Origin of the sequence: Dietzia sp. KRD202, assembly GCF_017168155.1 — a bacterium.
Taxonomy (GTDB): Bacteria; Actinomycetota; Actinomycetes; order Mycobacteriales; family Mycobacteriaceae; genus Dietzia; species Dietzia kunjamensis.
This window is the reverse complement of sequence record NZ_JABFAN010000005.1, coordinates 248,125-266,671: the sequence shown is the minus strand read 5'-3', so window position 1 is coordinate 266,671 and position 18,547 is coordinate 248,125. Positions and strand designations below refer to the sequence as shown.

Here is an 18,547-nt window from a genome sequence, read left to right as displayed (position 1 = left end):
ACTAAATGACTTCTTCCCGCCGGCCGTGCTCTTCGAGGGGACTCCGTTCGCTCTGGACCGGCTGATGATCATCCGGCTGATCGCGGCGGCCGTCGTCGCGGTGCTGTTCTACCTGGCGATGCGCCGGTCGGCCGTCGTGCCGCGCGGACTGCAGAACGTCGGCGAGATCGCGCTGGACTTCGTCAAGAACAACATCTCGGACGAGATCATCGGGAAGAAGGACGGTGACCGGTTCCTCCCGGTCATCGCGACGATCTTCTTCCTCACGCTGTTCATGAACCTGCCTGCCGTGATCCCGGGCTTCAACATCTCGCCCAACGCGCGGATCGGCATGCCGCTGGTCATGGCCGCGGTCGCGTATGTGGTCTTCATCTATGCGGGAGCCAAGAAGTACGGCTTCTTCTCCTTCGTGGGCAAGTCGGTCGTCGTGCCGAACCTTCCCCCGGCGCTGCACCTGCTGGTCGTGCCGATCGAGTTCGTGTCGACCTTCATCCTGCGGCCGGCCACGCTGACCATCCGTCTGATGGCCAACATGCTGGCCGGGCACATCATGATCGTGCTGCTGTTCTCCGCCACGAACTTCTTCTTCTGGCAGTTCAACGGGTGGACCGCGGTCAGCCTCGTGACCATCATCGTGTCGGTGGCGTTCACGTTCTTCGAGCTGCTGGTGATCTTCCTGCAGGCGTACATCTTCGCGCTGCTCACCGCGGTGTACATCGACCTGTCGTTGCACGCCGACAGTCACTAAAAGACTTCCGGCGCCGCGAGCGCCGGGACACCCAGACCACACCGACGACCGAGTGCGGACATCCCGCACCGGCCATCTGAAAGGGAACGGAAACCCACATGGATATCGTCACTCTCGCCCAGGCAACCGAGACGACCGCCCGCGGTTACGGCGCCATCGGCTACGGCCTCGCCGCGATCGGCCCCGGCATCGGCATCGGCATCGTCGTCGGCAAGGCGATCGAGGGCATGGCCCGCCAGCCCGAGATGGCCGGCCAGCTGCGCACCACGATGTTCCTGGGCATCGCCTTCACCGAGGCCCTGGCGCTCATCGGTATCGTCACCGGCTTCATTTTCTGATCGCCGGCTGGCGAAGGTCAACGACATGAATCCGATCCACATTCTCGCCCAGAGCGAGACCGAGGGGCTCCCGCTGGAGGAGACGCCCAACGTCCTCTCGCCGGCGCTGTACGACATCGTCTGGTCGCTGATCCCGTTCGCTGTCGTCCTGTTCGTGTTCTGGAAGTTCGTCCTCCCGATGTTCAAGCGGGTCCTGGACGAGCGCACCCAGCGCATCGAGGGCGGCATCGAGAAGGCGGAGGCCGCACAGGCCGAGGCGAAGGCGGCCCTGAACAAGTACAACGCCCAGCTCGCCGAGGCGCGTGGCGAAGCCGCGAAGATCCGCGACGACGCGCGTGCGCAGGGGCAGCAGATCCTCGCCGACATGAAGGCGGAGGCCCAGGCCGAGAGCGACCGCATCGTCGCCGCCGGGCAGCAGCAGCTCGCCGCGCAGCGTCAGCAGATCGTCACGGAGCTCCGTGGCGACCTCGGACGCCAGTCGGTCGAGCTCGCCGAGCGGCTCATGGGTGAGCAGCTGTCCGATCCGGTCCGCCGTTCGGGCACCATCGACCGTTTCCTCGCCGACCTGGACAAGGTCGCCGGGGCGGGCCAGAAGTAAGGAACAAGCAGACTATGCACGCAGCAAGCCGCGACGCCCTCGAGCAGTCCCGGTCGGTCCTGCAGTCCACGCTCTCCGCGAACCCGGCCGGGGGCGCCACGGGCGCCAAGGTCGGTGCCGAGCTCTTCCGGGTCGTCGACGTCCTGGAGGGTGACCGCTCCCTGCGGGTCGCCGTCGCGGACTCGTCCGCACCGGTCGAGGCCCGCGAGGACCTCGCCCGTTCGGTGTTCGGCTGGAAGATCGACGAGTCGACCCTCGCGGTCGTGCTTGCTGCGGTCGCACTGTCCTGGTCCACCCCGCGGGATCTCCGTGAGGGCCTCGTCACCCTCGGCCGGGAAGCGCTCCTGCTCTCGGCCCGGGAGCAGGGTCAGCTCGGGACGGTCGAGGACGAACTGTTCAGATTGGGCCGCATCGTCGCCGGCGACGCGGAGTTCGAGCAGGCTCTGTCCGACCGCACGACCACCACGGAGTCCAAGCGCGCACTCCTCGGTCAGGTCCTCTACGGCAAGGTGACCGCGGTCACCGAGGCGCTCGCCGGACAGGCGATCGCCCGGCCGGACGCCATGCCCGCCGACGATCTGGACGCGCTGTCCAGGCAGGCGGCCGAACTCCAGGGACAGTCGGTGGCCGTGGTCACCAGTGCTACGGAACTCACCACCGAGCAGCGGGCCGCACTCGAGGGCAAGCTCGCCGAGATCTACGGACGGGAGATGGCGGTCCACGTCCAGGTCGACCAGGCGGTCCTCGGCGGCATGGTGATCCGCGTCGGTGACGAGATCATCGACGGTTCCGTCGCCGGGCGGCTCTCGGCCGTACGACGGGCGCTTCCCTAGGCCTCGACACCCGACGAGCAACGGTCGCACTCGGTCGATGCTCACCTGACAAGACACATCCAGACCACACTTAGTGAGAGCAGGAATGACATGGCGGAGCTGACTATCTCCTCCGACGAGATCCGCAGTGCGATTGCGAATTACACCTCGACGGTCTCCAACGAGGCGTCGCGCGAGGAGGTCGGAATCGTCACCGACACGGGCGACGGTATCGCCCACATCAGCGGACTCCCGTCCGCGATGGCCAACGAGCTGCTGGAGTTCCCGGGCGGCATCCTCGGCGTCGCACTGAACCTCGAGGACCGCGAGATCGGTGCGGTCGTGCTCGGCAACTTCGACGAGATCGCCCAGGGGCAGGAGGTGCGTCGCACCGGGGAGGTCCTCTCCGTTCCGGTCGGCGACGGCTTCCTCGGTCGCGTCGTCAACCCGCTCGGGCAGCCCATCGACGGCCTCGGCGATATCGAGTCGGAAGGCACCCGCGCCCTCGAGCTGCAGGCGCCGTCCGTTCTGGAGCGCCAGCCGGTCGAGGAGCCCATGCAGACCGGCATCAAGGCCATTGACGCCATGACGCCGATCGGTCGCGGTCAGCGTCAGCTCATCATCGGTGACCGCAAGACGGGCAAGACCGCGGTCTGCATCGACGCGATCCTCAACCAGAAGGCCAACTGGGAGTCGGGCGACAAGACCAAGCAGCTCCGGTGCATCTACGTCGCGATCGGCCAGAAGGGCTCCACCATCGCGGGTGTCAAGGCGACGCTCGAGGAGAACGGCGCGATGGAGTACACCACCATCGTCGCCGCCCCCGCCTCTGACTCGGCCGGCTTCAAGTGGCTCGCGCCGTTCACCGGTTCGGCCATCGGGCAGCACTGGATGTACGACGGTGCGCACGTCCTGGTCGTGTTCGACGACCTGTCCAAGCAGGCCGACGCGTACCGCGCGATCTCGCTGCTGCTCCGTCGCCCCCCGGGTCGCGAGGCGTACCCCGGCGACGTCTTCTACCTGCACTCCCGCCTGCTCGAGCGGTGCGCCAAGCTCTCGGACGAGATGGGCGGTGGGTCGCTGACGGGTCTCCCGATCATCGAGACCAAGGCCAATGACGTCTCGGCGTTCATCCCGACCAACGTCATCTCGATCACCGACGGTCAGGTCTTCCTCGAGTCCGACCTGTTCAACCGCGGTGTGCGTCCGGCCGTCAACGTCGGTATCTCCGTCTCCCGAGTCGGCGGTGCCGCGCAGACCAAGGGCATGAAGAAGGTCTCCGGCTCGCTGCGTCTGGACCTGGCCGCGTACCGCGACCTCGAGTCGTTCGCGACGTTCGCGTCCGACCTCGACGCCGCCTCGAAGGCGCAGCTCGAGCGTGGCCAGCGTCTGGTCGAGATCCTCAAGCAGGACCAGAACTCGCCGGTCGCCGTGGAGGACCAGATCGTCTCGATCTACCTCGCCGGTGAGGGTTTCTACGACTCCGTCCCGGTCGAGGACGTCCGTCGCTTCGAGGGCGAGCTGCTCGAGACCCTGCGGCACTCCGCCTCCGACGTCTACAGCCAGATCGAGGGGGGAGCCGCGCTCTCCGACGAGTCCAAGTCGACCCTCGAGGCCAAGACCAACGAGTTCAAGCAGGGCTTCGTCGCCACCGACGGTTCCCGTGTGGTCAACGAGCCCGAGGCCGAGGCGCTGTCCGAGGACGAGATCGATCGTGAGAAGCTCACGGTCACCAAGAAGAAGAAGGCCTGAGGCCTGCGATGACAGCCATCCGATTCAAGGTCGAGAGGAGAGTGATCCACGTCCATGGCCAACATGCGTGAACTACGCGACCGGATCAAGTCGGTCAACTCGACCAAGAAGATCACCAAGGCCCAGGAGCTGATCGCGACCTCGCAGATCTCCAAGGCCCAGGCCCGGGTCGCGGAGGCCAAGCCCTTCGCGGACCAGATCACCGCGATCCTCACCGATCTCGCGAGTGCCTCGTCGCTCAAGCACCCGATGCTCAACGAGCCGGAGAACCCGAAGCGGTCCGCCGTGCTGGTGGTGACCTCCGACCGGGGCATGTGTGGTGGTTACAACCACAACGTGCTCAAGGAGGCCGCCGAGCTCATCGCCTACCTCGAGAGCGAGGGGCGTGAGGTCGACATCTACGTGATGGGCAACAAGGGGATCGTGTACTACACGTTCCGCGAGGTCGAGCTCGCCGGTGCCTGGCACGGGCATTCGCAGAAGCCGGACTACCAGGAAGCGCGTCCGGCGTTTCAGCTCCTGTCGGCGGCTTTCAAGGCCGGCGGCGAGTCGACGTTCGACGCCTCCGAGTTCCTCGAGGGGGACGGCACGGACACCACCCGCAAGGGCGTCGACGAGGTCCACATCGTCTACACCCAGTTCAAGTCGATGCTCACGCAGACCCCGCGGGCGCGTCGACTGGCCCCGATCGAGACCGAGGTCGAGATCGAGGAGCTGGACCTCAGCGACGGCATGATGGACGACAGCCCCAGGTCGGAGTCCGAATTCAAGCCGGAGGTCTCCTTCGAGCCGGATGCGGACACCCTCCTGGACAACATCCTCCCGAGGTACATGTCGACCCGTGCCTTCGCCTCGCTTCTCGAGGCGGCGGCGTCGGAGTCGGCGGCACGACGGACCGCCATGAAGTCGGCGACCGACAACGCCACCGAGCTGGTGGAGGGCCTGAGCCGCGAGGCGAACCAGGCACGCCAGGCACAGATCACCCAGGAAATCAGCGAGATTGTCGGTGGCGCTGGTGCGCTCGCCGCTAGCGCAGGAAGTGACTAAGCAATGACCACAGCTGTTACCGATCAGAGCACGACGGGCACGGCCGGTCTCACCGGTCGGGTCGCCCGCGTCCTGGGTGCGGTCGTCGACGTGGAGTTCCCGCGCGGCGCCCTCCCGGCCCTCTTCAACGCCCTCACCGCCGAGATCACCCTCGCGGCGGTCGCCAAGACCGTGACGTTCGAGGTCGCCCAGCACCTGGGCGACAACATGGTGCGCTGCATCTCGATGCAGTCCACCGACGGACTCGTCCGCGGTGCCGAGGTGGTCGACTCCGGTCAGCCGATCTCGGTTCCGGTCGGCGACGTCGTCAAGGGCCACGTCTTCAACGCCCTGGGCGACTGCCTCGACGCGCCCGGCACCGGCCGGGACGGCGAGCAGTGGGGTATTCACCGCGAGCCGCCGGCCTTCGACCAGCTCGAGGGCAAGACCGAGATCCTCGAGACCGGCGTCAAGGTGATCGACCTGCTGACCCCGTACGTCAAGGGCGGCAAGATCGGTCTGTTCGGTGGTGCCGGTGTCGGCAAGACGGTGCTCATCCAGGAGATGATCACCCGTATCGCGCGTGAGTTCTCCGGTACGTCGGTGTTCGCCGGCGTCGGTGAGCGCACCCGTGAGGGCACCGACCTCTTCCTCGAGATGGAGGAGATGGGCGTCCTCCAGGACACCGCCCTGGTGTTCGGTCAGATGGACGAGCCGCCGGGGACGCGTATGCGCGTCGCCCTCTCGGCCCTCACCATGGCCGAGTACTTCCGCGACGTGCAGGGCCAGGACGTCCTCCTGTTCATCGACAACATCTTCCGCTTCACGCAGGCCGGTTCCGAGGTCTCGACGCTGCTCGGCCGCATGCCGTCCGCCGTCGGTTACCAGCCGACCCTCGCGGACGAGATGGGTCAGCTGCAGGAGCGAATCACCTCGACGCGTGGTCGCTCGATCACGTCGCTGCAGGCGATCTACGTCCCCGCCGACGACTACACCGACCCGGCGCCGGCCACGACGTTCGCCCACCTCGACGCCACCACGGAGCTCTCCCGCTCCATCGCGTCGAAGGGCATCTACCCGGCCGTCGACCCGCTCACCTCGACCTCTCGGATCCTCGAGCCGGGCATCGTGGGCGAGGAGCACTACCGCGTCGCCCAGGAGGTCATCCAGATCCTCCAGAAGTACAAGGAACTCCAGGACATCATCGCCATCCTCGGTATGGACGAGCTGTCCGAGGAGGACAAGGTCACGGTTCAGCGTGCCCGTCGCCTCGAGCGCTTCCTCGGCCAGAACTTCCTGGTCGCCGAGAAGTTCACCGGTCAGGTCGGTTCGGTCGTCCCGCTGTCGGACACCATCGAGGCGTTCGACAAGCTCTGCAAGGGCGAGCTGGACCACCTTCCGGAGCAGGCGTTCAACGGCATCGGCGGTCTCGACGATGTCGAGGCCAACGCCAAGAAGCTCTCCGGGAAGTGACGGTCGTCCATGGCTGAGATCGAAGTCGAGTTCGTCACCGTCGAGCGCAGGTTCTGGTCCGGGACCGCATCCATGGTGGTCGCCAAGACCAGCGAGGGTGAGATCGGTATCCAGGCCGGTCACGAGCCTCTGCTCGGTGAGCTGGATGCCGCCGGTACCGTCACGGTGTACACGGACGAGGGGCGCAAGGTCGCTGCCGTCCAGGGCGGCTTCCTGTCAGTGACCGCGAACAAGGTCAGCATCCTCGGGGAGTCCGCAGAGTGGTCGGACGCGATCGATCGCGCCGCCGCGGAGCGGCAGCTGTCCGAGGCCGGCGATGACGCCTCCGCCGCGGCCACCGCCCGGGGCCGACTCCTCGCCATCGAGAAGGCCGGCGCCTAGTACGCACGGTCCGCCCGTCACACACGGCCGCGACCGCCGGAAGGGGATGAGCAGAGTGACGGCTCCCATCGAGATCATTCTCGGTGTCGTCATCCTGCTCGTGCTCGTCCCGGTGGTCGCGGCCGTCGTGTATCGACTGGTCGTCGTGCGTCGTAATTCCACGTCGGTCCTCGTTCGCAGGGCCGGGGAGGATGCGTGGGGATACGGCGCCGTCCGGTACTCGGATACCGAGGTCGCGTTCTACCGTCTGCTGAGCGTGAAGTTCGGTGCCGACGTGCGGTTGGACCGGCGGACCCTCGTGCTGGGCCCGCGTCGACAGCCCACCGGTCCGGAGCTCGACGTGGCAGAGGAGGGCGAGGTGATCGTTCCGTTCTCCGGACACGACCGCCGCGCCCGTCCGGTCGAAGGTGAACTCTGCGTGGCCCTCGCAAAACTGACCGGGATGCTCGCGTGGGTCGAGGCCTGCTCCACCGAGCAGGTCCGCCCCCGGCGTCCCCACCGCTGACACCATCCGCGCCGCGTGCCGGGGGCGGTGCCCGTACCCAGGAGGAACCGTTGCGTCTCGTCGTAGCCACGTGCCAGGTCGACTACGTCGGTCGCCTCACGGCTCATCTTCCGATGGCCCCGCGGTTGTTGCTCGTCAAGGCCGACGGGTCTGTGAGCGTTCACGCCGACGACCGCGCCTACAAGCCCCTCAACTGGATGACCCCGCCGTGTTCCCTCAGCGAGCGGGATCACCCGGAGAACCCGGAGCATCAGTTGTGGGTCGTGGAGAACAAGGCGGGGGAGCAGCTACGGATCACCGTCGCCGAGGTGCACCACGACTCCCGACACGAACTGGGCGTGGACCCGGGACTGGTGAAGGACGGTGTCGAGGCCCACCTGCAGGAGTTGCTCGCCGAGCACATCGAGACGCTCGGTCAGGGGTACAGCCTGGTCCGCCGGGAGTACATGACGGCGATCGGCCCCGTCGACATCCTCGGCCGTGACGGGGAGGGCACGACAGTGGCGGTGGAGATCAAACGTCGCGGCGAGATCGACGGGGTGGAGCAACTGACCCGCTATCTGGAGCTGCTCAACCGCGACCCGTTGCTCGCGCCGGTCAGCGGGATCTTCGCGGCCCAGATCATCAAGCCCCAGGCTCGCACCCTCGCCGAGGATCGTGGCATCCGATGCGTGACCCTGGACTACGACTCCCTGCGAGGGATCGAGTCCACCGACCTCCGGCTGTTCTGAACGAGTCGTTCGCGATGCCCAGACGACACCGACGTGGCGGGTCCGACCGACCGCTACCGCAGCGGCACGGACTCGGGGGCTCGGCGCTCGAACCAGGACCCGCGGGTGACCCCGACTCCTACCACGTCCGACGGATCCCCGGCGCCAGGGCGGGCAAGGACTACCGGTGCCCGGGGTGCGATCACCTGGTGACCTCCGGTACCGCGCATGTGGTGGTGTGGCCGGACCGGCCCGGAGGGGACGAGGAACGTCGCCACTGGCACACCGGGTGCTGGTCCGGCCGGGGCCGGAGAGGCCTCACCCGTCGCTGGAGTTGAGGTCCGGTTCCTCCGGCAGGTCGAACTCCACGTCGTCGCCTGTCCCGGGGACAGGTTCGAGCTTCGCCCGGATCGCGCCGAGATCGTCGAGCACACGCTCGCGGAGCACGCGCAGATCGTCGACATGTCGTCGCGCCCGGGAGACCAGCTGGTCCGCCCGGCGATGGGCGTCGTCGACGATCCGTCGGGCCTCCTCCTCGGCCTCGCGACGCGTGGTCGCGGCGGCCGCCATCGAGGCGTCATGTTGCCGAGTGACCTCGCGTAGGGTCTCGCTGCGACGCAGATCAGAGGCCAGCCGGTGGTCCTCATCGATCTCCTGCCGCCGACGCGCCGCCTCGTCGTCCAGCCGGCGGGCGTCGCGCTCCGCGACGAGGATGATCTCCCGGGCGCGCGCACGCGCCGCATCGAGTACGGCCGTGTGCTCTGCTCGGATGGCCTCGGCACTCCTGCGGACCGCGGCCAATTCCGCGCCCGCGGTCTCCCGTAGCCGCCACGCGTCCTCCTCGGCCTCCGCGCGAATCCGGTCGGCGGTGGCGTGCGCGGAGTCACGGATGGACTCCGCTTCGGCGGTGGCCAGCGAGAGCATCGTCGACACCCTGTCCGACATCTGACCGCTGGTCACGGGAGCCCGACCGAGTTCGGCGACCCTGGCCTCGAGGTGTGCCACCCGTGCTCGTTCCCGGTCTGCGTCCGCCGCGGCCCGCTCGGCCCGGGCGACGGCGGCATCCCGGTCAGCGCGCAGGACCCCCGTCTCGGACTCGAGTCGGGTGAGGGCGCCCATCACCTGCTCACGGTCAAATCCCCTGCGCACCACCGCGAAAGACTCCGCGGTGGTGGGTGGCGTGTGCATGCTCGACATGTCCCCACCCTAGCGGCGGGACCCGGGCGAGCGACTAGTGCTGCCCGTCGGCCGGCTCGACGAGCTCAAGGAGCACGCCGCCCGCGTCCTTGGGGTGGACGAAGTTGATCCGCGAGTCCGCGGTGCCCCTCTTGGGTGCCGGGTAGAGGACCCTGACGCCCCGGCCCGTGAGATGGGCGGTGATCGCGTCGATGTCGGTCACGCGGACGGCCATCTGCTGGATGCCGGGGCCGTTGCGGTCGATGAACTTGGCGATCGTGGAGGACTCGTCCAGGGGCGCGAGGATCTGCAACAGGGCGCCGCCTTCCGGGCGACCGGGGGAGCCGAGCATGGCCTCGCGCACGCCCTGCTCCTCGTTGACCTCCTCATGGAGGTTCTCCATCCCCAGGTTCTCGCGATACCAGTCGACGGCGGCGTCGAAATCGGGCACGGCGACCCCGACGTGGTCGATCGCCAGGACGAGCTCGGAGGGGAGGAGGGGCTGGCCTGCTGGGGTAGTCGTCATACCTCCCACGCTAGTCGGTCCCCACTCGCGGTAGTTTGGCCCCACAGTCTCATCCCCTCCATCGGAAGGTGTCTCATGACCGCCGACCCCACCCGTACCGTCATCGTCTCCGGCGCCCGCACCCCGTTCGGCCGCCTGCAGGGCGGCCTGTCCTCGCTGTCCGCCCCGGAGCTCGGCGGCATCGCGATCAGTGCGGCCCTCGAGCGGGGCGGCGTCTCCCCGGAGGCCGTCGATCAGGTGATCATGGGACAGGTGCTCTCGGCCGGCAACGGCCAGATGCCCGCGCGTCAGGCCTCGCTCGCCGCCGGGCTGCCCAAGCGCGTCGACGCGCTGAGCATCAACAAGATGTGCCTGTCCGGTATGACCGCGATCGCGCTGGCGGACCAGGCGATCCGGTCCGGGTACTCCGAGGTCATCGTTGCCGGCGGCCAGGAGTCGATGTCCCAGGCTCCGCACCTGCTGCCCAAGAGCCGCGCCGGGTACAAGTACGGGTCGATCGAGGTCCTCGATCACATGGCGTACGACGGCCTGCACGACGTTCCGACCGACCAGCCCATGGGTGCGCTCACCGAGGCGCGCAACGTCGAGCTGGAGATCACCCGTGAGCACCAGGACGAGTTCGCGGCGACCTCCCACCAGCGCGCGGCCGCGGCGGCGAAGGAGGGGCGGTTCGCCGACGAGATCGTGCCGGTGACGGTAAAGGGCCGCAAGGGCGACACCGTCGTGGACACCGACGAGGGCGTGCGCGCCGACTCGACCCCCGAGTCGATGGGCAAGCTCCGTCCCGCGTTCTCCAAGGACGGGACCATCACCGCCGGTTCGTCGTCGCAGATCTCGGACGGCGCCTCGGCGACCATCATCACGTCCGCGGCCCGTGCCGAGGCCGAGGGCTGGCCGGTGCTGGCCGAGATCGTCGGCTACGGCACCGTGGCCGGCCCGGACTCGACCCTGCAGCACCAGCCCGCCGACGCGGTGCTGAACGCGTGCGAGCGGGCGGGAGTCGACGTCTCCGACATCGACCTGTTCGAGTTCAACGAGGCCTTCGCCTCCGTCGGACTGCACTCGACCCGCATGCTCGACCTGAGCCCCGACAAGGTGAACGTGAACGGCGGCGCCATCTCGATCGGTCACCCGATCGGGGTGTCCGGCAACCGCGTGGTGCTGACCCTGGCCCTCGAGCTCGCACGCCGCGGCGGCGGGCTCGGAGCGGCTGCCCTGTGCGGCGGCGGCGGCCAGGGTGACGCCCTGATCATCCGGGTGCCCGCGGCCGGCTGACACCCCCGCGCGCCCGTCGTGGCAGGATCGGTGCCGTGACGAGACCAGGTAACCGACCCCCGTCCGCCGCCGAACAGAAGCTCGCGGCGTCGCTCGCAGGCGCCGTCGACCTGTCCGGTCTGAAGAAGCGGGCCGAGACCCGCCGGGGCGCGACCGACACCGGTCGCGCCCCGGGTCAGGGCGGCCCGCCGCCGGGCTCCGGTCCGGAAGTGGTGGTGGAGGTGGACGAGGCCTCCTTCGAGCAGGAGGTGCTGGCCCGCTCCGCTCAGGTTCCGGTGATCCTCGAGCTGGTGTCCCAGCGGGCGCCGACCGCGTTGACCGGCTTGTTGGACGCGCTGGCCGTGGAGGCCGGCGGGCAGTGGGTCCACGCGACAGTGGACGTCGATGCCTCCCCGGGCATCGCACAGGCGCTGCAGGCCCGCGCGGTGCCGACCGTGTACGCCGTGGCGGCGGGCCGCCCGCTCGCCGACTTCGAGGGCGAGCAGCCGGAGGAGGCCCTGCGGCAGTGGCTCGCGGCCGTGCTGCGCGCGACCGAGGGCAAGTTGGGTGGGCCCGCACCGGACACCGACGACGTGGAGCCGGAGGAGCCCACCGACCCCGAGCGGGACGCCGCCGAGGACGCGCTCGCCGAGGGGGACCTGGCGGCCGCGGAGGAACGGTTCACCGCGCTCGTGGAGGCCCGCCCGGGCGAGCACTCCCTGGTGGAGGCGCTGCGCTACGTGCAGGCCGCGCGCCGGTCGACGGAAGCGACCGACTCGGGAGAGGGTTCCGTCCCCGACGCGTTGCGGGCTGCAGACACTGCCCTGGTGGGCGGAGAGTACGAGGCCGCGTTCTCGACACTGGTGGACGCGATCCGTGTCCACGTCGGCGACGAGCGCATCACGTTGCGTGCGCGCCTGCTCGAGCTCCTCGAGGCCCTGCCGGTGGACGATGAGCGGGTGCTGGCCGCGCGCCGGAACCTCGCGAGCGCTCTCTATTGACGCTCCGCTTCCGATACGGACAACGGGCGCCCCGCACGGGGCGCCCGTTGTCGATTGCGACGTCGCCGGTCAGCCTCCCGCCGTCCCCGCCGGCTCCGCAGCCGTCGTCGGGGCCGTGTGTCGGAACCACACGGTGGCGCGGGGGCCGACCGTGATCGCCGCGGAGTAGGGCCGCCCGTGGTGGGGTGCCGGCTCGGCGTGGACACCGCCGAGGTTGCCCGCGCCCGAGCCCTCGTAGGCCGAGGCGTCGGTGTTGAGGATCTCCTCCCAGTACCCGTCCTCGGGGAGCCCGATGCGGTAGTCGCCGAGCGCGGCGCCGGAGAAGTTGACCACGCACGCGACGGTGTTGCCGGCGTGGTCGGTCCGCAGGAAGGACAGCGTGTTGTGGGCGGCGTCGTTGGCGTCGATCCACGAGAACCCGGAGGGGTCGTCGTCGAGCGACCACAGGCCGGGATTGTCGGCGTAGCGGGCGTTGAGGTCACGCACGCAGGCGAGGATGCCTCGGTGGTACTCGCCCTCCCAGCCCTCGAGATTCTCCCAGGCGACACCCTTGTCGGCGTCCCACTCGGTGGTCTGCCCGAACTCGAGGCCCTGGAAGAGCAGCTTCTTGCCGGGGTGCGCCCACATGTAGGCGTACAGGCTGCGGATGCCGGCCGCACGGTCCCACGAGGTGCCGGGCATGCGCTCCCACATCGATCCCTTGCCGTGGACCACCTCGTCGTGGCTCAGGGGGAGGACGAAGCGCTCGCTCCAGGCGTACATCATCGAGAAGGTGATCTCGCCGTGGTGGAAACCGCGGTAGATCGGGTCGAGCCCCACGTAGCGCAGGGTGTCGTTCATCCAGCCCATGTTCCACTTCATGGAGAACCCGAGGCCGCCCGTGTAGGTGGGCGACGTGACGCCGCCCCAGGACGTGGATTCCTCGGCCACGGTGAGGAAACCGGGGTGCTCCCGGGCCAGGGTGGCGTTGACCTCCTGGAGGAACGAGATGGCCTCGAGGTTCTCCCGTCCACCGTGGATGTTGGGGGTCCACTCGCCGGCCTCGCGGGAATAGTCGAGGTAGAGCATCGAGGCCACGGCGTCCACCCGCAGTCCGTCGATGTGGAACTCCTCGGCCCAGTACAGGGCGTTGGCGACGAGGAAGTTGCGCACCTCGTGGCGGCCGAAGTCGAAGACGTAGGTGCCCCAGTCGGGCTGTTCGCCGCGTCGGGGGTCGGCGTGCTCGTAGAGCGGGGTGCCGTCGAACCGGCCGAGCGACCACTCGTCCTTGGGGAAGTGGGCGGGTACCCAGTCCACCAGGACTCCGATACCGCGGGAGTGGAGGTGATCGATGACGTAGCGCAGGTCGTCCGGGGTGCCGAACCGGCTGGTCGGGGCGAAGTACGACGAGACCTGGTAGCCCCACGAGCCGCCGAAGGGGTGCTCGGCGACCGGCATCAACTCCACGTGGGTGAACCCGGTCTCGATGATGTGGTCGGCGAGTTCGTGCGCGAACTCGCGGTAGTCGAGGCCGGGCCGCCAGGAGCCGACGTGGACCTCGAGGACGGTCATCGGGGAGTGCGAGTGGTCGCGGGTCGCGCGGGCGGCGATCCACTCGTCGTCGTTCCACTCGTAGCCGGAGGTGAACACCTTCGACCCGGTCGAGGGCGGCACCTCGGTGGCCACCGCCATGGGGTCGGCGTGGTCGATGGTCCGGCCGTCGGCCCCGCGGACGCAGTACTTGTAGACGGCGCCGTCGGCGACGTCGGGGACGAACAACTCCCACACCCCGGAGGACCCGATCGAGCGCATGGGCAGCGCGGTGGGATTCCATCCGCAGAAGTCGCCGACGACGCTCATCCCGCGGGCGTTGGGCGCCCACACGGCGAATGACGTGCCGGTGACCGGTCCGCCCGCGGTCTCGTAGGTGCGCACGTGGGCGCCGAGGACATCCCACAGTCGTTCGTGGCGCCCTTCGCCGATGAGGTGCAGGTCGACCTCGCCCAGCGTCGGGAGGAAGCGGTAGCCGTCCGCGACGGTGCGCGTGTGGCCGTCGGGGTAGCGAACCCGGAAACGGTAGTCGGGCACCTCCGTCTCGGGCACCGCCGCGTGGAACAGTCCGTCGCCGACCGGGGTCATGGGGACGGTGCGGTCGTCGAACACGATCTCCACCTCCACCGCGCCCGGCTGGACGGTGCGGACGACCGAGCCGTCGCCGTCGCGGTGCGCGCCGTAGACGGAGTGCGGGTCGTGGTGGGTGCCGGACCGGAGCCGGCCGAGGACGTCGTGCGGGATCGGCGTCGGTTCCGTGGGAGTGACGGGCCCGGGGGACGCGACGGGCGCCGTGGCCGGCGCGGGCGGTGTCGGTGACGGCGGTGACGGCGGTGATGAAGACGGCGGCGACGACGACGAGGGCGACGACGACGAGGTCTGCTCCGGCTGGAGCCGGTCGGTGGAGCGGTCCTTCTTCTTGTGCTTTGCCATGGCCGTTCGCCTCAATCCACGGTGTGCGTGCGGTAGGACAGTTCGACCCTACGTGCTTCGTCGCAGGGCGGGATCGCGATGATGTGTGCGACGGCGGTCCACGGCTCGAGCCGGACGTAGTTGCTCGACCCCCAGTGGAACTCGGAGCCCGTCACCTCGTCGCGGACGCTGAACCGGGCGTCGGCGTCGTACCCCAGGGCCGCCATGTCGAGGTGGAGGGTGCCCTCCTGGACGCCGAGGGAGTCCAGGGAGACCACCGTGAGAACGCAGTCTCCGGTGGCCGGGTCGACCTTGGAGTAGGCGATGATCTGGTCGTTGTCCACGTCGTGGAACGTCAGGGTGCGCAGCTGCTGCAGGGCGGGGTGCTCGCGGCGGACCCGGTTGAGGGTGCGCAGCCACGGGGCGAGCGACTGCCCGGCGGCCTCCGCGGCGGCGAAGTCACGGGGCCGCAGCTCGTACTTCTCCGAGTCGAGGTACTCCTCGCTGCCGTCGGCGACGGGCTGCCATTCGTAGAGCTCGTAGCCGGAGTACACGCCCCACGCGGGCGAGAGCGTCGCGGCGAGCACCGCCCGGATCGCGAACATCGCCGGGCCGCCACGTTGGAGCGACTCGTGGAGGATGTCCGGGGTGTTGGTGAACATGTTGGGGCGGGCCTCGTCGACGTGGGCCAGCAGCTGCTCGCAGAACTCCACCAACTCGGCCTTCGTGGTCTTCCACGTGAAGTAGGTGTAGGACTGCGAGAACCCGCGCTTGGCCAGTCCGAACAGCCGGGCCGGCCGGGTGAAGGCCTCCGCCAGGAACAGCACGTCCGGCTCGGTCCGCTTCACCTCGCTGATGAGTCGGTTCCAGAAGTCGGCCGGCTTGGTGTGCGGGTTGTCCACCCGGAAGATCCGTACCCCGAGGGACGTCCACAGCCGGACGACACGCAGCACCTCGGCGTAGATGCCCTCGGGGTCGGTGTCGAAGTTGACCGGGTAGATGTCCTGGTACTTCTTGGGCGGGTTCTCGGCGTAGGCGATGTGCCCGTCGGGCAGCACGGTGAACCACTCGGGGTGTTCGGCGGCCCACGGGTGGTCGGGCGCGCACTGCAGGGCCAGGTCCAGTGCGACCTCGACGCCGCGCTCCCCGGCGTAGGTCACCAGGTCCCGGAAGTCGTCGACGGTGCCGAGGTCGGGGTGGACCGCGTCGTGTCCGCCCTCGGCGGAGCCGATGGCCCACGGTGACCCGACGTCGTCGGGCCCGGGGGTCAGGGTGTTGTTGCGACCCTTGCGGTTGATCTCTCCGATGGGGTGGATCGGCGGCAGGTACACGACGTCGAACCCGAGGTCGGCCGCGTGGTCGACGTAGGAGCGCGAGGTGGTGAACGTCCCGTGGACGGGACGGCCCTCGTCGTCCCACCCGCCGGTGGAGCGGGGGAAGAACTCGTACCAGGAGCTGAACTGCGCCTCGCGACGGTCCACCCACACGCGGTGGGTCTGACCCACGGTCACGAGTTCGCGGACGGGATCGGCGGCCAGCGCGGCCGCGGTCTCGTCCGACAGCGCCGGGGCGGTCCGGGTGGCCGCGTCGCCCGGACCACGCAGCGCGGCGGTGGCCCCGGTCAGCAGGTCGACCCGGGCGGCGGCGCCGGCGACCGTCGCCCGGGCGATCGCGGTGTCGAGCACGCGGGCGCCCACCTCGAACTCGTTGCCCAGCTCGCCCGAGTCCAGGCCCGCGGCCATCTTCTTGACGATGCCGCTGCGCCACGTGGCGAACGGGTCGGACCACGCCTCCACCCGGAACGACCACATCCCCGCCACATCCGTGGGCAGCAGCGCGTGGACGGTGTCCGGCTCGGTGCCGGGCACCATCGTGGTGCGGGAGGACGCGCCGCCGGGTCGGCGGACGACCAGGCTGGCGGACAGGGCGTCGTGGCCCTCGCGCCAGACGATCGCGGAGACGGGCAGGATCTCCCCGACCACGGACTTGGACGGGAACCTCCCGCAGGAGACGAGGGGGCGGACCTCATCGATGGCCAGACGGTCGTTCACGTCGGTGCTCCTCTCGGCGGGTGGGCGCCGCGGTGGGCGGCGTCACCTCCACGACGCTAGCGAAGTCGGGCCGATCCTTCAGGGGTGCCCGAGTCGGCGTTCACCTGCACGGCCGTGTTCTTCGCCACCCGTCCTCCCGATTACCGGTTAGATGGGCGTCGTGAGCACCCTGATCGACATCGACCCCGACCTCGTCCTCGACCTCCGCGACGTCTCGCTCCGGCGGGGCGGCACGTCCCTCGTGGGGCCCCTGTCCTGGCAGGTGGAACTGGACGAGAGGTGGGTGGTGCTCGGCCCCAACGGCGCGGGCAAGACCTCGTTGCTGCGGATCGCCTCGGCCCTGGAGTACCCGAGCACGGGGACGGCCGTCATCCTCGGGGAGCAGCTGGGCCGGACGGAGGTGACCGAGCTGCGCAGCCGTGTCGGCCTGTCGTCGGTCGCGGTGGCCGGTCGCATCCCCGGCGACGAAGTGGTGCAGGATCTGGTCATCTCCGCCGGATACGCCGTGCTGGGCCGCTGGCGGGAGAAGTACGACCCGGAGGATTTCGAGCGCGCCGCGGACACCCTCGAGTCGATCGGGGCGGAGCACCTGGCCGAGCGAACCTGGGGCACCCTCTCCGAGGGGGAGCGCAAGCGCGTGCTCATCGCCCGCGCCATGATGACCGATCCCGAACTGCTGCTCCTCGACGAGCCGGGGGCGGGGCTGGACCTGGGCGGCCGGGAGGACCTGGTCGCCCGCCTCGGGGACATGGCGATGGATCCGGACGCCCCCGCCACGGTCCTGGTCACCCACCACGTGGAGGAGATCCCCCCGGGGTTCACCCACGCCATGCTCCTGGCGGAGGGCGAGGTCACCGCGATGGGGCTGATCGACGAGGTGATCACCTCCGACAATCTCAGCAGGGCCTTCTCCCAGTCGATCGTCGTGGACGCGATCGACGGACGCTACTTCGCGCGCCGGGCGCGCCGCTCGGGCCGGCACCGGCGGGCACCACGGGCATGACGGCACGTGAGGCTCCCGCGGCGTTCGCGCCGGAGTCCGTGCCGGTCCGCGAGGCCGCCACGGTCGCCCTGGTCCGCGACGCGCGGGTCGGCGGGGGAGTGGAGGTCTTCCTGCAGCACCGGGTGGCGACCATGCAGTTCGCCGCCGGGATGTCGGTGTTCCCCGGCGGAGGCGTCGAACCGCGGGACTACCACGGCACCCGCCCCTGGCGCGGGCCCGAGCCGGAGTGGTGGGCCGGGCGGTTCGGGATCGACGCGGGCCGCGCCGCCGCGGCCGTCCGCGGGGTGGCGCGGGAACTGTTCGAGGAGACCGGGGTGCTGCTCGCCGAGCCGGCGACCGGGCCGGGAGCCGCCGCACCGGCCGACCCGCCGGGCCCCGACGAGCGGCGCGCACTCGACGCGGGGGAGGGCGACCTGGATTCGCTGCTCGCCGCGCACGGGCTGGTGCTGTCCGCGCACCTGCTGCGCCCGTGGGACCGGTGGACCACCCCGGTCGGACCCCCGCGCCGGTACGACACCTTGTTCTTCGTGGCGGCCCTGCCCCACGGCGTCGAGCCGGACGGCGGCACGACCGAGGCGCGCGCGACCGAGTGGATCCGCGCCGACGACGCCGCGCAGGCGGGGACCCTCGGCCGGCTCGGCATGCTGCGCCCGACCCTCGACGTGCTGTCCGATCTGGCCGCCGCCGCCGATGTCGACGAGGTCCTGGCCACCCCGCGGGCCATCGCTCCGGGCGGGAACTAACGTTGCGT

The 18,547-nt window shown here is 69.6% G+C and carries 19 protein-coding genes; 15 read left to right on the top strand and 4 right to left on the bottom strand.

What is annotated here, in order from left to right; genetic code table 11:
- The first annotated feature begins 64 nt into the window (after window positions 1–64).
- The 11 genes from atpB to J1M64_RS19670 all read left to right on the top strand — a co-directional run bounded on the left by atpB (window position 65) and on the right by J1M64_RS19670 (window position 8,681).
- The gene (atpB, locus tag J1M64_RS02045) at window positions 65–748 is read left to right on the top strand and encodes a F0F1 ATP synthase subunit A (protein ID WP_235027792.1); all 684 of its coding nucleotides are present in this window, start codon (window positions 65–67) and stop codon (window positions 746–748) included.
- Window positions 749–846: 98 nt separating this feature from the next.
- Complete coding sequence (locus J1M64_RS02040) at window positions 847–1,086, top strand: ATP synthase F0 subunit C (protein WP_067718337.1); 240 nt, start codon at window positions 847–849, stop codon at window positions 1,084–1,086.
- A gap of 25 nt (window positions 1,087–1,111) precedes the next feature.
- On the top strand, window positions 1,112–1,684 hold the full coding sequence (locus tag J1M64_RS02035; protein ID WP_067718335.1) for a F0F1 ATP synthase subunit B: 573 nt from the start codon (window positions 1,112–1,114) through the stop codon (window positions 1,682–1,684).
- 14 nt (window positions 1,685–1,698) lie between these two features.
- The gene (locus J1M64_RS02030; RefSeq protein WP_067718333.1) at window positions 1,699–2,517 is read left to right on the top strand and encodes a F0F1 ATP synthase subunit delta; all 819 of its coding nucleotides are present in this window, start codon (window positions 1,699–1,701) and stop codon (window positions 2,515–2,517) included.
- 90 nt (window positions 2,518–2,607) lie between these two features.
- The gene (gene atpA / locus J1M64_RS02025; protein ID WP_206472371.1) at window positions 2,608–4,248 is read left to right on the top strand and encodes a F0F1 ATP synthase subunit alpha; all 1,641 of its coding nucleotides are present in this window, start codon (window positions 2,608–2,610) and stop codon (window positions 4,246–4,248) included.
- Window positions 4,249–4,302: 54 nt separating this feature from the next.
- Window positions 4,303–5,295 (top strand): F0F1 ATP synthase subunit gamma, encoded by a 993-nt coding sequence (locus J1M64_RS02020; RefSeq protein WP_067718328.1) that lies wholly within the window; start codon window positions 4,303–4,305, stop codon window positions 5,293–5,295.
- Between the two features lie 3 nt (window positions 5,296–5,298).
- The gene (gene atpD, locus J1M64_RS02015) at window positions 5,299–6,747 is read left to right on the top strand and encodes a F0F1 ATP synthase subunit beta (protein WP_067718325.1); all 1,449 of its coding nucleotides are present in this window, start codon (window positions 5,299–5,301) and stop codon (window positions 6,745–6,747) included.
- Between the two features lie 9 nt (window positions 6,748–6,756).
- Window positions 6,757–7,128 carry a F0F1 ATP synthase subunit epsilon gene (locus J1M64_RS02010; protein ID WP_067718322.1) on the top strand — a complete coding sequence of 124 codons (372 nt, stop codon included), beginning with the start codon at window positions 6,757–6,759 and terminating at the stop codon, window positions 7,126–7,128.
- A gap of 55 nt (window positions 7,129–7,183) precedes the next feature.
- The gene (locus J1M64_RS02005; protein WP_067718320.1) at window positions 7,184–7,633 is read left to right on the top strand and encodes a DUF2550 family protein; all 450 of its coding nucleotides are present in this window, start codon (window positions 7,184–7,186) and stop codon (window positions 7,631–7,633) included.
- Window positions 7,634–7,683: 50 nt separating this feature from the next.
- On the top strand, window positions 7,684–8,364 hold the full coding sequence (gene nucS / locus J1M64_RS02000) for an endonuclease NucS (RefSeq protein WP_206472370.1): 681 nt from the start codon (window positions 7,684–7,686) through the stop codon (window positions 8,362–8,364).
- A 14-nt stretch (window positions 8,365–8,378) separates the two neighbouring features.
- Window positions 8,379–8,681, top strand: a complete 303-nt coding sequence (locus tag J1M64_RS19670; protein WP_241260944.1) for an ATP/GTP-binding protein — start codon at window positions 8,379–8,381, stop codon at window positions 8,679–8,681.
- Here the strand turns inward: J1M64_RS19670 and J1M64_RS01995 are convergent.
- Window positions 8,662–9,540: a hypothetical protein gene (locus J1M64_RS01995; RefSeq protein WP_241260943.1), complete on the bottom strand. Its 879-nt coding sequence runs from the start codon at window positions 9,538–9,540 to the stop codon at window positions 8,662–8,664. The genes J1M64_RS19670 and J1M64_RS01995 overlap by 20 nt on opposite strands.
- Before the next feature lie 34 nt (window positions 9,541–9,574).
- Window positions 9,575–10,045 carry a methylmalonyl-CoA epimerase gene (gene mce, locus J1M64_RS01990; protein WP_206472369.1) on the bottom strand — a complete coding sequence of 157 codons (471 nt, stop codon included), beginning with the start codon at window positions 10,043–10,045 and terminating at the stop codon, window positions 9,575–9,577.
- Between the two features lie 75 nt (window positions 10,046–10,120).
- Here mce and J1M64_RS01985 point away from each other — a divergent pair, with 75 nt between their 5' ends.
- Both J1M64_RS01985 and J1M64_RS20130 read left to right on the top strand, forming a co-directional pair.
- Window positions 10,121–11,320, top strand: a complete 1,200-nt coding sequence (locus tag J1M64_RS01985; RefSeq protein ID WP_067718314.1) for an acetyl-CoA C-acetyltransferase — start codon at window positions 10,121–10,123, stop codon at window positions 11,318–11,320.
- 35 nt (window positions 11,321–11,355) lie between these two features.
- Window positions 11,356–12,300 carry a tetratricopeptide repeat protein gene (locus J1M64_RS20130; protein ID WP_206472368.1) on the top strand — a complete coding sequence of 315 codons (945 nt, stop codon included), beginning with the start codon at window positions 11,356–11,358 and terminating at the stop codon, window positions 12,298–12,300.
- Between the two features lie 69 nt (window positions 12,301–12,369).
- Here J1M64_RS20130 and glgB read toward each other — a convergent pair whose 3' ends face one another.
- Entirely contained in the window at window positions 12,370–14,763 is a 2,394-nt protein-coding gene (glgB, locus tag J1M64_RS01975) for a 1,4-alpha-glucan branching protein GlgB (protein WP_241260942.1), read from the bottom strand.
- 11 nt (window positions 14,764–14,774) lie between these two features.
- A complete protein-coding gene (locus tag J1M64_RS01970) occupies window positions 14,775–16,793 on the bottom strand; it encodes a maltotransferase domain-containing protein (protein WP_206472366.1) in 2,019 nt (672 codons plus the stop codon).
- A gap of 151 nt (window positions 16,794–16,944) precedes the next feature.
- On the opposite strand from J1M64_RS01970, the gene J1M64_RS01965 reads away from it, so the two are divergent.
- The gene (locus J1M64_RS01965; protein WP_119193552.1) at window positions 16,945–17,796 is read left to right on the top strand and encodes an ABC transporter ATP-binding protein; all 852 of its coding nucleotides are present in this window, start codon (window positions 16,945–16,947) and stop codon (window positions 17,794–17,796) included.
- A complete protein-coding gene (locus tag J1M64_RS01960; RefSeq protein ID WP_206472365.1) occupies window positions 17,793–18,539 on the top strand; it encodes an NUDIX hydrolase in 747 nt (248 codons plus the stop codon). Before J1M64_RS01965 ends, J1M64_RS01960 begins: the two co-directional genes overlap by 4 nt.
- The last annotated feature ends 8 nt before the right edge of the window (window positions 18,540–18,547 follow it).

Coding starts and splice junctions, on each gene's coding strand:
- J1M64_RS02030 (WP_067718333.1), top strand. CDS start 1,699: ATGCACGCAGCAAGCCGCGACGCCCTCGAGCAGTCCCGGTCGGTCCTG.
- J1M64_RS02035 (WP_067718335.1), top strand. CDS start 1,112: ATGAATCCGATCCACATTCTCGCCCAGAGCGAGACCGAGGGGCTCCCG.
- atpD (WP_067718325.1), top strand. CDS start 5,299: ATGACCACAGCTGTTACCGATCAGAGCACGACGGGCACGGCCGGTCTC.
- mce (WP_206472369.1), bottom strand. CDS start 10,045: ATGACGACTACCCCAGCAGGCCAGCCCCTCCTCCCCTCCGAGCTCGTC.
- J1M64_RS01985 (WP_067718314.1), top strand. CDS start 10,121: ATGACCGCCGACCCCACCCGTACCGTCATCGTCTCCGGCGCCCGCACC.
- J1M64_RS02040 (WP_067718337.1), top strand. CDS start 847: ATGGATATCGTCACTCTCGCCCAGGCAACCGAGACGACCGCCCGCGGT.
- J1M64_RS01965 (WP_119193552.1), top strand. CDS start 16,945: ATGGGCGTCGTGAGCACCCTGATCGACATCGACCCCGACCTCGTCCTC.
- atpA (WP_206472371.1), top strand. CDS start 2,608: ATGGCGGAGCTGACTATCTCCTCCGACGAGATCCGCAGTGCGATTGCG.
- J1M64_RS02020 (WP_067718328.1), top strand. CDS start 4,303: ATGGCCAACATGCGTGAACTACGCGACCGGATCAAGTCGGTCAACTCG.
- J1M64_RS02010 (WP_067718322.1), top strand. CDS start 6,757: ATGGCTGAGATCGAAGTCGAGTTCGTCACCGTCGAGCGCAGGTTCTGG.
- J1M64_RS19670 (WP_241260944.1), top strand. CDS start 8,379: ATGCCCAGACGACACCGACGTGGCGGGTCCGACCGACCGCTACCGCAG.
- J1M64_RS01995 (WP_241260943.1), bottom strand. CDS start 9,540: ATGTCGAGCATGCACACGCCACCCACCACCGCGGAGTCTTTCGCGGTG.
- J1M64_RS01960 (WP_206472365.1), top strand. CDS start 17,793: ATGACGGCACGTGAGGCTCCCGCGGCGTTCGCGCCGGAGTCCGTGCCG.
- glgB (WP_241260942.1), bottom strand. CDS start 14,763: ATGGCAAAGCACAAGAAGAAGGACCGCTCCACCGACCGGCTCCAGCCG.
- atpB (WP_235027792.1), top strand. CDS start 65: ATGATCATCCGGCTGATCGCGGCGGCCGTCGTCGCGGTGCTGTTCTAC.